This window comes from Burkholderia sp. THE68 (assembly GCF_009938265.1).
Lineage (GTDB): Bacteria > Pseudomonadota > Gammaproteobacteria > Burkholderiales > Burkholderiaceae > Caballeronia.
This window is the reverse complement of sequence record NZ_AP022316.1, coordinates 1,349,330-1,362,133: the sequence shown is the minus strand read 5'-3', so window position 1 is coordinate 1,362,133 and position 12,804 is coordinate 1,349,330. Positions and strand designations below refer to the sequence as shown.

Sequence of the window (12,804 nt, the reverse complement as noted above, 5' to 3'; positions counted from 1 at the left end):
GCGTCCTCTCCTTATTCTTCGCGAATCGCGGCTGCCGCAACGGCGGCCACCGGCTGAATCAGTTTCGCGGGGAGTTTGAATTCGACCTTTTCCTCGCGGCCGTTCATCGTCGTGACTTCGACGTTTCCGAACGCGCGCAGGGCATCGATCACATGTTTGACCATTTCCTCGGGCGCCGAGGCGCCTGCGGTGATGCCGACCGTCTGCACCCTGGCAAACCATTCCGGCTTGATCTCTGAACCGTCCGCGACGAGGTAGCTCGGTACGCCGCTCTCGGCGCCGATCTCCCGCAGGCGGTTCGAATTGGAACTATTGGTCGCGCCGACCACGAGCAGCACGTCCACCTGACTCGACAGCTCGCGCACGGCGGCCTGGCGGTTTTGCGTCGCGTAACAGATGTCGCGGGTATCCGGCCCGACGATATCGGTGAAGCGGCGCTGCAACGCGTCGATGATGCCCCGCGTGTCGTCGACCGACAGCGTGGTCTGCGTGACGTAGGCGACGGGAGTATCGGGCGCGAGCGTCATCTTCTCCACTTCGGCTTCGCTCTGCACCAGCACGACGACGCCGGGAATCTGCCCGATCGTGCCTTCCACTTCAGGATGGCCCGCGTGGCCGATCAGAATCAGCGTGCGCCCTTGCGCCACATACTGGCGCCCCTGCACATGAACTTTCGTGACGAGCGGGCAGGTGGCGTCCAGCACATCGAGGCCACGCGTCTGCGCATCTTTTTCGACGCTGCGCGCCACGCCGTGCGCGCTGAAAATCGCTACCGCGCCGTGCGGCACTTCATCGAGTTCGTCGACGAAACGCGCGCCCTTGCTCCGAAGATTGTCGACGACATGACGGTTATGAACGATCTCATGACGCACATAGACCGGTGCGCCATGCCGTTCGAGGGCCCGATCGACGATTTCGATCGCACGGACCACGCCCGCACAAAAGCCGCGGGGTTGAGCAAGGATGATACGCATATTCGAACGAACTCCGACTGACGCGGGTTTCGGGGTTAGCCGGCGCGAAGCTCGCACTTTCCCGATGACGCGGCCCGAACGGTGTTTTGAAGACGTCCGCGCGAGGCCAGGGAAAGCAGACCGGAAAAAACGACACGATGTACGCGGTCTGCGCGCCGAAGTTGACCGCGTATTCTAACGCGTTCCCTTTTTGGGTGCTCAATGCCTGCTTCAGTCCGCGAAACGGCCCGCAGCGCGAAATACGGCGATTTTCAGAACCCAGTAAACTGTCGGACGCTCAGGGCCGCGTGCTGGCGAGACTTGCGCCGCGCGGGCACGCCTGGCCTCGTTCTGGAAGGATTCCGCGCGCCGTGCGGGCTGTGTATTTTTTGCGCAACGCCGGAGTCGCCTGAAACGCCGCGCGCGCCGTCCGGCCACGCTAATGTTCACACGCTATTCGTTTATTTCATGCTATTGATCGCCTGGCTGTCATTCTTGATCTGGATCGTGCTGTTGCTGGCGCGCGGCGGCTTCTGGCGCGCGGAGCCCGCGCCGGCGCTTTCCGATACGACGATCCACGCTGTCGGCAGCGCCGAGATCGCGCGGCGCGGCGCGTGGCCGGCGCTCGTGGCCGTCGTGCCCGCGCGCAATGAGGCGGATGTGATCGGGCGCGCGGTCGGTTCGCTGCTGAAGCAGGATTACGCGGGCGCGTTCCACGTGGTCGTCGTCGACGACCACAGCACCGACGGCACCGCCAGCGTCGCGCTCGCCGCCGCCCGCGACCTCGGCCTCGAAGACCGTCTGACCGTGCTGACCGCGCAGCCACTGCCGCCGGGCTGGTCGGGCAAGGTGTGGGCGCAGTCGCAAGGCATCGGCGCGATCGATTCGCTCGGCCTGCCCGCCGAATTCCTGCTGCTGACCGATGCGGACATCTACCATCCCGCCGATGCCGCGACCCAACTCGTCGCGCGCACGATTCTCGAAGACCGCGATCTGGTGTCGCTGATGGTGCGTCTGCGCTGCGACTCCCTCTGGGAAAAGGCGCTGATTCCCGCGTTCGTGTTTTTCTTCGCGAAGCTTTATCCGTTCGCCTGGGTCAACGATGTGAAGAAGCCGACCGCCGGCGCGGCCGGCGGCTGTATGCTGGTGCGCCGCTCGGCGCTCGTGGAGGCGGGCGGTATCGAATCGATCCGCCAGGAACTGATCGACGATTGCAGTCTCGCCGCGCGCATCAAGCATCGCGCGGGCCGCAGCGGCGCGCGTCCGATCCGCCTCGATCTCGCCGAACGCAGCGAATCCCTGCGTCCCTACGATAGCTGGCGCGATGTCTGGAACATGATCGCGCGCACGGCCTTCACGCAATTGCGCTATTCGCCGCTGCTGCTCGCCGGGACCGTGCTCGGCATGGTGCTGATCTATCTCGTGCCGCCGGTCTTCGCGTTGGCGTTCGGCGCGCGCACCTGGCCCGCGTGCGCCGCTTGGGCGTTCATGTGCATCGCCTATGGGCCGATGCTGCGTTACTACCGCAGATCGCTGTTGTGGGCGCCGCTTCTGCCGCTCGTTGCGTTGTTCTATGTCAGCGCGACGATCGGTTCGGCGGTGCGTTACTGGAGCGGGAAGGGCGGACAGTGGAAGGCGCGGGTGCAGGCGCCGGGGCAGGAAGGTTCGTAAGTCGCGAACTGCGCTTACTTCTTCGTCAACATGGCATACAGCTCGATGACCATGTTCGGCGAGAACGAAAACGGCACCCACCCGTGCCCGCTATGACGCAGGATCAGCAGACGGTCGCCATTCGGGTACTTCTGCGTCGCCATGACCGGATCCTTGGTGGCCGCGAAGCGCCATCCCGGCGCGATTCCCGCCGGCTGCTCCGGCGACATCGACGCGCGCACGTTCGACAATTCCTCGATCAATTCCGACACGCCTTCCGGACTCAGTTTCACCGTCTTGCCCGCGATCGTCATTTCGATCGCATCGCGCTCCGGGCGTGACACGACGAGCGTGGGCGGTTCGTTCAGGCCCGGCGGTTCGGCGGGCGCGGTGAAATCGTCCGGCTCACGCGCGCCGCCCAATGCGGGCGGTTCGTCAGGCGACGCCTGATTCGACGCAACAACGGTTTCGTTCGATTCGACAGATGATCGGTCAGATGCGGCAGCGGTCTGGAGGAGCGTATCGAGGCTCGACTCCAGCGCGCCGAGCTGGTCTTGTAGATTCATGCGAGTGTGTCTGTGTCTGGCAACTGGGCGGCGAGGCAACGATTCTACCCGCTCGAATTTGGCGAGGTCGGCACAGGTTGTAACCAATTGCACCGAACGTGCGGATTACACGACAGTTTTTCGTCGGCTCAAAAAAACAAAACCGGCATCTCCGAAGAGATGCCGGTTCGCAGGGCGCGCATCACGCGCCCGTCCTGCCTTACTTCGCGCGCACTTCCGACAGCGCGGCGTTGAGCGTCTTGCTCGGACGCATCACCGCTTCGAGCTTCGCTTCGTCCGGCTTGTAGTAGCCGCCGATATCCGCCGCATTGCCCTGCACGGCGGCGAGTTCGTCGACGATCTTCTGCTCGTTCTCCGCAAGCGTCTTCGCGAGCGGCGCGAACAGCGCGGCGAGTTCGCGGTCTTCCGTCTGCGACGCGAGTTCCTGCGCCCAGTACATCGCGAGATAGAACTGGCTGCCGCGATTGTCGAGCTGACCGGTTTTCGGCGACGGGCTCTTGTTGTTGTCGAGCAGCTTGCCGGTGGCCGAATCCAGCGCCTTCGCGACGAGCTTCGCACGCGCGTTGTCGTTCTTGATGCCGAGCTCTTCCAGCGACACCGCCAGCGCGAGGAATTCGCCGAGCGAATCCCAGCGCAGATGGTTTTCCTGCACGAGCTGCTGCACGTGCTTCGGCGCCGAGCCGCCCGCGCCCGTCTCGTACAGACCGCCCCCCGCCATCAGCGGAACGATCGACAGCATCTTCGCGCTCGTGCCGAGTTCCATGATCGGGAACAGGTCGGTGAGGTAGTCGCGCAGGATGTTGCCGGTGGCCGAGATCGTGTCCATGCCGCGAATCACGCGCTCCAGCGTGTAACGCATCGCGCGCACCTGCGACATGATCTGGATGTCCAGGCCACGGGTGTCGTAGTCCTTCAGGTAGGTCTCGACCTTCTTGATCAGTTCGGCTTCGTGCGGACGATACGGGTCGAGCCAGAACACCGCCGGCGTGCCCGAGTTCTTCACGCGCGTGACGGCGAGCTTCACCCAGTCGCGGATCGGCGCGTCCTTCACGAGGCACATGCGCCAGATGTCGCCCTTCTCGACTTCCTGCGTCAGCCCTTCGATGGCTTCGTTCGTCGCGTTATCGACGATGCGCGCCGTGCCGTCTTCCGCGATTTCGAAGGTCTTGTCGTGCGAGCCGTACTCTTCGGCCTTCTGCGCCATCAGGCCGACGTTCGGCACCGTGCCCATGGTCTTCGGGTCGAACGCGCCGTTGGTCTTGCAGAAATTGATGATTTCCTGATAGATGCGCGCGAACGTGCTTTCCGGGATCAGGCACTTCGTGTCTTGCGGACGGCCATCGGCGCCCCACATCTTGCCGCCGGCGCGGATCATCGCGGGCATGGAGGCATCGACGATCACGTCGTTCGGCGCGTGCAGGTTCGAGATGCCCTTGGCCGAATCGACCATCGCCATCGCCGGGCGCTTTTCGTGGCAGGCGTGCATGTCGCGGATGACTTCGTCGCGCTGCGATTCCGGCAGCGCCTCGATCTTCGTGTACAGGTCGACGAGACCATTGTTCACGTTGATGCCGAGTTCCTCGAAGAGCTTCGCGTGCTTGGCGAACGCGTCCTTGTAGAACACCTTCACGGCGTGACCGAAGACGATCGGGTGCGAGACCTTCATCATGGTCGCCTTCACGTGCAGCGACAGCATCACGCCGGTGTCGAACGCGTCCTGCATCTGTTCTTCGTAGAACTCGACCAGCGCCTTCTTGCTCATGAACATGCTGTCGACGATCTCGCCATCCTGCAGCTTGACCTTCGGCTTCAGCACGATGGTCTCGCCGCGCTTCGTGACGAGTTCCATACGCACTTCGCGCGCTTTATCGTTCGTGACGGACTTTTCGCCGTGATAGAAGTCGCCGTGCTTCATGTGCGCGACGTGCGTGCGCGAGGCCATGCTCCACTCGCCCATGCTGTGCGGATGCTTCTTCGCGTAGTTCTTGACGGCGAGCGGCGCGCGGCGGTCCGAGTTGCCTTCGCGCAGAACCGGGTTCACGGCCGAGCCGAGGCACTTGCCGTAGCGCGCGCGAATGGCCTGCTCTTCGTCGTTCTTCGGCTCTTCGGGATAGTCGGGCAGCTTGTAGCCCTTCGACTGCAGTTCCTTGATCGCGCTCGTCAGCTGATGCAGCGACGCGCTGATGTTCGGCAGCTTGATGATGTTGGTGTCGTCGAGCTGCGTGAGGCGGCCGAGCTCGGCGAGGTTGTCGGGGACCTTTTGCGCGTCGGTCAGGTATTCGGGGAATTCGCCCAGGATGCGCGCGGCAACCGAGATGTCGCTCGTCGTGACGTTGACGCCCGCCGGCGCGGTGAAGGTACGGATGATCGGCAGAAAGGCGCTGGTCGCGAGCAGCGGAGCTTCGTCGGTCAGGGTGTAGATGATGGTGGGTTGCTGATTACTCATCGCTTGTCTCGACATCCGAAAACAGGTTGGAAAAAACCGCCGGCCTCAATCGCCCTTCCGGCAACAAACCGCTATTCTGCCTGATTTTGCGGTTCGCGCGTGTGAATTTAGCGGCGCGCGAACGGACAAAACTGGCGTTTTCCTTGCTAGATCAATGACTTAACTTTTTTCAAGTCTTATACAAGAGTTGGCGATTTGCGCGCCGTTACGCCTGCCGGAACGTTTCACGAAATGATTTCGTGTTTCATGCAGCGAGATAGCCGTTCGCCCGAAACCAGTCGAGCGCGTCCTTCAGCCCTTGCGCGTACGGCCGCGCGCTGTAGCCGAGTTCCCGCTGCGCCTTTGCCGACGTGAAGTACATCTTGTTCTTCGACATCCGCAATGCGTCGCGCGTGACCATCGGCTCCTTGCCGGTCAGTTTGGCGACGAGTTCCGCGCCGAGCGCCACCGGATAGAGCGGCCCGCGCGGCAGCCTGATGGTCGGCGGCTTGCGGCCGACGAACCCGGCGATATCCGCGAGCATCTGCTGCAAGGGCAGGTTCTCCCCGCCGAGGATATACCGCTCGCCGATCTTGCCGCGTTCCAGCGCCAGAAAGTGCCCGTTCGCGACATCGTCGACGTGCACGAGATTGAGGCCCGTATCGACGAACGCGGGGATCTTGCCCGTCGCCGCTTCGACGATGATGCGCCCGGTCGGCGTCGGGCGCACGTCGCGCGGGCCGATCGGCGTCGACGGATTGACGATCACCGCCGGCAGCGCGTTCTGCGCGACCATGCGCTCGACGGCGCGCTCGGCCAGCACCTTGCTGCGCTTGTACGCGCCGATCGTGCTCGCCGCGTCCGAGGGCTTCGTCTCGTCGACGATCGCGCCCGAACTCGTCACCTTCAAGGTCGCGACACTGCTGGTATACACGATGCGTTCGACGCCTTCGGCCAACGCCGCGCGCATGGTCGCTTCGGTGCCGTCGAGATTGGCGCGCTCGATCTCACTCGGGTCGGGCGCCCAGATGCGGTAATCGGCGGCGACGTGAAAAAGAAAGCGCACGCCCTTGAGCGCCGCGCGCATCGATGCCTCGTCGCGCATGTCGCCGACGACGATTTCCGCATTCAGCGATTCGACGTTCTTGCGTGGGCTGGTCTTGCGCACGAGCACGCGCACGTCGAAACCGCGTTCGATGGCGAGCCGCGCAACCGCGGACCCGACAAATCCCGAGGCGCCCGTGACGAGCACGCGAGAGCCGGAAAAATCAGTCATTCTTACCTCGTTGAAAACGCTGGCGCGGCGGTCTTTCGTAACAACTGCCGCGCGGGAAAGCATGCGCCGATCGGCCGCGAAGCCCGATGTGACAAGGACTTGCGGCTCATGCTAAGGTCCGTGCCTGCTGCCGGCGCGGGGCCCGCGCAAAACATGAACATAACCGGTCAACGATGCCTCAAGACACTCGAAACCTGACTGCCTGGATCTACCTTGCCATCGCGATCACGCTTGCCGTCGTGTTCTGCATCGATGTGCTCACGCCGATGCGCGTCGCGATCTGGGTCTTCTACGTGCTGCCGGTCGTGCTCTGCGTGTGGGTCGACCGGCCCGCGGTGCCGATCGTCACCGCGGGCGCGTCGGCCCTGCTGATGATCGCAGGATACGCATTCGCAGCGGTGGACCCGACCGCCAGCCGCGAAGTGCTGCAGGTCAATCGCGCGATGGGCATCGTCGTGCTGCTCGTGCTCGCGGCGGTGGCGCATCTATATATCAAATCGCGGCTCGCCGTACAACGCACGACCTGGTTGCAGCAGGGCATCATGCAGCTCGCCGTCAAATTGCGTGGCGAGCAGTCTCCGGCTTCGATCGGCGTGAGCATCCTGCGTTCGATCATTCCCTACGTGAACGCGAAAGTGGGCGTCGTCTACGCGCTCGACGGCGATGCGCTCGTGCGCGTCGCGGCGTGGGCGCTGCCCGACGAAGACAGCGCGCCGCGCCGGATCGCGCGCGGCGAGGGGCTCGTCGGCCAGGCTGTCGCCGATGAGCGCGTGCTCGAACTGCGCGACGCTTCGTCGCATTATCTGAAAACCGGTTCCGCGCTCGGCTCGGCGGCGGCGTCGCGCGTGGTGATCGCGCCGCTTTTTGCCGATGGCGAAGTCGCGGGCGCCATCGAAGTCGGTTTCGTCGGCGGCGAAGGACGTTTCGACGATGCCCGCGCGCTGCTCGAAATGGCGTCGGAGCCGGTCGGCATGGCGATACGATCGGCACGTTATCGCGCGCGGCTGGTCGAATTGCTCGAAGAAACGCAGCGGCAGAGCGAGGAATTGCAGGTGCAGCAGGAAGAACTGCGCGTGTCGAACGAGGAACTGGAGGAGCGCGGCCGCGCGTTGCAGGATTCGCAGGCGCGTCTCGAACAGCAGCAGGCCGAACTCGAACAGACCAATGTCCAGCTCGAAGAGCACACGCAGCATCTCGAACGCCAGAAGGCCGAGCTTCTGCAGGCGCAACAGGAACTGACCGCGAACGCACTGGAAATGGAACGCGCGAGCCAGTACAAGTCCGAGTTCCTCGCGAACATGTCGCACGAACTGCGCACGCCGCTCAATAGCTCGCTGATTCTCGCCAAGCTCCTGCAGGACAACAAGCAAGGCAACCTGACCGACGAACAGGTGCGTTACGCGGCAACGATCCACTCGTCGAACAGCGATCTGCTTTCGCTCATCAACGACATTCTCGATCTGTCGAAGGTCGAGGCGGGACAGATGGACGTGCAGTTCGCGCCCACTTCCGTCGATTCGATTCTGCAGACGCTGCAGCATTCCTTCGCGCCCGTCGCCGGCAGCAAGGGCGTCGAATTCGTCACCGGGCGCGGCGAGAACGTGCCGCAGTACTTCGTCACCGACAGCCAGCGGTTGTTGCAGGTGCTGCGCAACCTGCTGTCGAACGCGTTCAAGTTCACCGAGCGCGGGCGCGTGACGGTCGCGGTCGAACGCGCGAGCGAAAGCGCGCTGCGCTTCGAGGTGCGCGACACGGGCATCGGCATCGCGCGCGAAAAGCAGGACATGATCTTTCAGGCGTTCCAGCAGGCCGACGGCACGACGAGCCGCAAATACGGCGGCAGCGGGCTCGGGCTGTCGATTTCGCGCGAATTTTCTCGCCTGCTCGGCGGCTCGGTGTCGGTGTCGAGCGAACTGGGGCAGGGCAGCGTGTTTTCGGTGACGCTGCCGATCGCCGCGCGCGAAGGCACCGTCACCGCGAAGCTCGACACGATCGTTGCGCCGAGCGAGCCCGCGCCCGCGACGGTGCAGCCGGTGCAGCCGTTGCCAGTGCAGGCGCCCGTCGTGATGCCCGAGCCGATCGCCATCGTCGACGATCGCGCCGACCGCAAGCGCCCGGATCGCGTGATCCTCGTCATCGAGGACGATCAGACCTTCGTACGCATTCTCTACGATCTCGCCCACGAACTCGACTTCGACTGCGTGCACGCGGCCACCGCCACGCAGGGCGTCGAACTCGCGCGCTCGCTGCAGCCGAACGGCATCCTGCTCGACATCGGCTTGCCGGATCAGTCGGGCCTCACGGTGCTCGAATGGCTCAAGCACGATCCGCTCACGCGCCACATTCCGATTCACATCGTTTCCGCGACCGATCACGCCGATGTCGCGCTCCATCTCGGTGCGATCGGCTACACGCTCAAGCCGAGCGCGCGCGAGGAACTGGCCCACGCGATCCGCAAGCTCGAAGCGCGCTCGGCGCAGGGCATGCGCCGCGTGCTCGTCGTCGAGGACGATCCGGCGCTGCGCCAGAGCATTCACGCGCTGCTCGCGAGCGAGACGGTCGGCATCGTGGAGGCGGGATCGATCGCCGAGGCCATCGAGGAAATGCAGCGCGCGCCGTTCGATTGCGTGGTGATGGATCTCGCGCTGCCCGACGGCTCCGGCTACGACCTGCTCGAACGCGTGTCGACGGGCAGCGGGCAGGCGTCGCCGCCGGTCATCGTCTATACGGGGCGATTGTTGTCGCAGGAAGAGGAGCAGCGCCTGCGCCGCTACTCGAAATCGATCATCATCAAGGGAGCGAAATCGCCGGAGCGCCTGCTCGACGAAGTGACGCTGTTCCTGCACAGCGTCGAGAGCGCGTTGCCGCCGGAGCAGCAACGCATGCTGCGCGCGGCGCGTCAGCGCGACGACGTATTCGAAGGCCGCACGATCCTGCTCGCCGAAGACGACGTGCGCAATATCTTCGCGCTCTCGCGCGTGATCGAGCCGCTCGGCGCGACGCTCGAAATCGCGCGCAACGGGCGGGAAGCGCTCGAAGCGCTCGCGCGCCGCGGCGATATCGACCTCGTGCTGATGGACGTGATGATGCCCGAGATGGACGGCCTCACCGCGATGAGCGAAATCCGCAAGCGCACGGAATTTGCGCGTCTGCCGATCATCGCGCTGACGGCGAAGGCGATGCCGAGCGATCGCCAGAAATGTCTCGAAGCGGGTGCGGACGATTACATATCCAAGCCCATCGACGTGGATAAGCTCGTCTCGCTGTGCCGCGTATGGCTGCGCCAGCGATGAACGGAGCCATTTCTCAGATGAACGAAGGCAGACACGACGAAGAAGCGACGTTCGACATCGAGCTGAAGCTGATTCTGGAAGCGATCTACCTGCGCTATCAGCACGACTTCCGGCACTATTCCGTGAGTTCGCTGAGGCGCAGGCTCGCGCAGGCCGTGCAGGACTTCAGCGTGCCGACGCTTTCGCACTTGCAGGAGCGCATCCTGCGCGACCCGGCGTTGTTCGCACGGCTCTTTCAGTACCTCACCGTGCAGGTGAGCGAGATGTTTCGCGACCCGCAGTATTTCCGCGCGATCCGCGAGCAGGTGGTGCCAATTCTGCAGACGTATCCGTCGATCAAGGTGTGGGTCGCGGGATGCAGCAGCGGCGAGGAATTGTGGTCGCTCGCGGTGCTGTTCGCGGAAGAGAAGATCGCGGAGCGCACGGTGTTCTACGCGACCGACATCAACGCCGAAGCGTTGCGGCTGGCCGAGAGCGGCATCTATCCGCTGGAGCGGATGGCGGGCTTCAGCCAGAACTATCTGGCGGCGGGCGGCAAGCGCTCGCTGTCGGACTACTATCACGCGGCCTACGGCGCGGCGAAGTTCTCGCAGACGCTCAAGTCGCGCGTGGTGTTCGCGGATCATAGTCTCGCGACGGACAGCGTATTTCTCGAAGCGCATCTGGTGTCGTGCCGCAACGTGCTGATCTATTTCGATCGCGCGCTGCAGGATCGCGCGCTCGGCCTGTTCAGTGATTCGCTCGTGCGGCGCGGCTTTCTCGGCCTCGGCAGCAAGGAGAGCCTGCGCTTTTCCACCTACGCCGACCGTTTCGCGGACTTCAATGCGCGCGAGCGGCTCTATCAGAGGGTGTGACGATGTTCGACGCGGACCGCATCGGGGCAGTCGTGATCGGCGCATCGGCGGGCGGCGTCGAGGCGCTCAATCAGTTGCTGCCCGCGTTGCCGAAGACCTTCGCGCCGCCGGTGCTGGTCGTCGTGCATGTGCGGCAAGGGCAGCCGAGCCTGCTGCCGGGCTTGTTCGCGACGCGCTGCGAGCTCGTCATCGAGGAGCCGTTCGACAAGGACGAAATCGCGCCGGGCACCGTGTATTTCGCGCCGCCGGGCTATCACATGCTGGTCGAGTCGGAAGACGGCGCGGCGCCGGCGATCGCGCTGTCCGTCGATCCTCCGGTGCGCTTCTCGCGGCCATCGGTGGACGTGCTGTTCGAATCGGCGGCGCATGCCTACGGCGCGCGGCTGCTCGGCATCGTGCTGTCGGGCGCGAACGACGACGGCGCGCGCGGCGCACGCGCGATCCGCGACGCGGGCGGCGCGTGCTGGGCGCAGGACCCGGCGACGGCCCCGGCGCCCGCGATGCCGCTCGCAGCAATCGCGCAAGGCGCAGTGAACGAAGTACTGACGCTGGACGACATGGCGATGCGGCTATCGCAATGCATCGGGCGTCAGCCATGACAAGAAGGCAAGGAGTCACCAGATGACGCAACCCATCCACGTGCTGATCGTCGACGACATCCGCAACAACATCACCGCGCTCGAAGCGTCGCTCGCGCGGCCGGATCTGTCGGTGCTGAAGGCCGAATCGGGGCCGGCCGCGCTCGAGCTGCTGCTCAAGCACGAAGTCGCGCTGGCGATTCTCGACGTCAACATGCCCGGCATGGACGGGTTCGAACTCGCCGAACTGATGCGCGGCAGCCCGCGCACCGCGCACGTGCCGATCATCTTTCTCACGGCGACCGCGCAGGACGCGAGCCGCACGTTCCGCGGCTACGAAGCGGGCGCGGTGGATTTCCTCTACAAGCCATTCGATTCGCGCATCCTGAACTCGAAGGTCGATGTGTTCATTCAGATGGAGCGTCAGAAGCAGCAGCTCGCGACGCAGCTTGCGACCGTGCAGCAACTGCTCGACGCGAACGAGATGTTGATGGCCGTGCTCGGCCACGATCTGCGCACGCCGCTGTCGGCGGTGATCGCATCGGCGGAATATCTCGCGCGCTTCGTGCCGGACGAGAACGTCGCGAATATCGGCACGCGCATCAAATCGAGCGGCATGCGAATGGTGCGGATGGTCGATCAGTTGCTGAACCTCGCGCGTCTGCGCGGCGGCCGCGTGACCTTGCAGCCGCGCGCGGTGGAGTTGATGACGCTCGCGAAGAATATCGTCGATGAATACGAGGCGCGCGTCGGCAAAGGGCGCATCTTCGTGCTGCGCCAGGGCGATACGCTCTTGCAGGGCGACGGCGACCTGCTTTCGCAGGTGTTCTCGAACCTCATCGGCAATGCGTTGCAGCACGGGCTCGAAGGCTCGGCGATCCAGGTGCGGCTCGACGGCAACGCGGACGATGTGACCATCAATGTGCAGAATGCCGGCGAGATTCCCGCCGAGGTCCTGCCGACGATCTTCGCGCCGTATCGCTCCGGCCGACGCCAGCACGAATCGAGCGGTCTCGGGCTCGGGCTTTACATCACGCGCGAGATCGCGCAGATGCACGGCGGCGACGTCGCCGTGCGCTCGGCGGCCGATTCCGGCACGGTGTTCGAAGTCACGCTGCCGCGCGTGCCGCATCCGCGCTCGGGCGAGCGCGCCGACATGGCGCAGCCGTTCCGCCTGAGTTGACGAGCGTGTCTACAATGCGCCGTATG

Annotated in this window: 9 protein-coding genes; 5 read left to right on the top strand and 4 right to left on the bottom strand. The window is 64.4% G+C overall.

The window, feature by feature from the left end; all coding sequences use genetic code 11:
- Positions 1 to 11: 11 nt before the first annotated feature.
- Positions 12 to 974, bottom strand: coding sequence for a 4-hydroxy-3-methylbut-2-enyl diphosphate reductase (gene ispH, locus BTHE68_RS19880; RefSeq protein ID WP_162067947.1), 963 nt, complete (start codon positions 972 to 974; stop codon positions 12 to 14).
- Positions 975 to 1,421: 447 nt separating this feature from the next.
- On the opposite strand from ispH, the gene BTHE68_RS19875 reads away from it, so the two are divergent.
- Positions 1,422 to 2,624: a glycosyltransferase gene (locus BTHE68_RS19875; RefSeq protein WP_162067946.1), complete on the top strand. Its 1,203-nt coding sequence runs from the start codon at positions 1,422 to 1,424 to the stop codon at positions 2,622 to 2,624.
- A 14-nt stretch (positions 2,625 to 2,638) separates the two neighbouring features.
- Here BTHE68_RS19875 and BTHE68_RS19870 read toward each other — a convergent pair whose 3' ends face one another.
- From BTHE68_RS19870 to hpnA, 3 genes are all read right to left on the bottom strand, one after another.
- Positions 2,639 to 3,169 (bottom strand): hypothetical protein, encoded by a 531-nt coding sequence (locus tag BTHE68_RS19870; protein WP_162067945.1) that lies wholly within the window; start codon positions 3,167 to 3,169, stop codon positions 2,639 to 2,641.
- A 199-nt stretch (positions 3,170 to 3,368) separates the two neighbouring features.
- Positions 3,369 to 5,615 carry an NADP-dependent isocitrate dehydrogenase gene (locus tag BTHE68_RS19865; RefSeq protein ID WP_162067944.1) on the bottom strand — a complete coding sequence of 749 codons (2,247 nt, stop codon included), beginning with the start codon at positions 5,613 to 5,615 and terminating at the stop codon, positions 3,369 to 3,371.
- A 244-nt stretch (positions 5,616 to 5,859) separates the two neighbouring features.
- Positions 5,860 to 6,870, bottom strand: coding sequence for a hopanoid-associated sugar epimerase (gene hpnA / locus BTHE68_RS19860; protein WP_061175019.1), 1,011 nt, complete (start codon positions 6,868 to 6,870; stop codon positions 5,860 to 5,862).
- Between the two features lie 173 nt (positions 6,871 to 7,043).
- Here hpnA and BTHE68_RS19855 point away from each other — a divergent pair, with 173 nt between their 5' ends.
- Genes BTHE68_RS19855 through BTHE68_RS19840 form a run of 4 tightly spaced genes read left to right on the top strand, consistent with a single transcriptional unit; the run spans position 7,044 to position 12,778 of the window.
- Complete coding sequence (locus BTHE68_RS19855; protein ID WP_162067943.1) at positions 7,044 to 10,163, top strand: response regulator; 3,120 nt, start codon at positions 7,044 to 7,046, stop codon at positions 10,161 to 10,163.
- Between the two features lie 17 nt (positions 10,164 to 10,180).
- A complete protein-coding gene (locus tag BTHE68_RS19850; RefSeq protein ID WP_162067942.1) occupies positions 10,181 to 11,017 on the top strand; it encodes a CheR family methyltransferase in 837 nt (278 codons plus the stop codon).
- A gap of 2 nt (positions 11,018 to 11,019) precedes the next feature.
- Positions 11,020 to 11,616: a chemotaxis protein CheB gene (locus tag BTHE68_RS19845; protein ID WP_162067941.1), complete on the top strand. Its 597-nt coding sequence runs from the start codon at positions 11,020 to 11,022 to the stop codon at positions 11,614 to 11,616.
- Positions 11,617 to 11,638: 22 nt separating this feature from the next.
- Positions 11,639 to 12,778 (top strand): hybrid sensor histidine kinase/response regulator, encoded by a 1,140-nt coding sequence (locus BTHE68_RS19840; RefSeq protein ID WP_162067940.1) that lies wholly within the window; start codon positions 11,639 to 11,641, stop codon positions 12,776 to 12,778.
- Positions 12,779 to 12,804 lie beyond the last annotated feature (26 nt).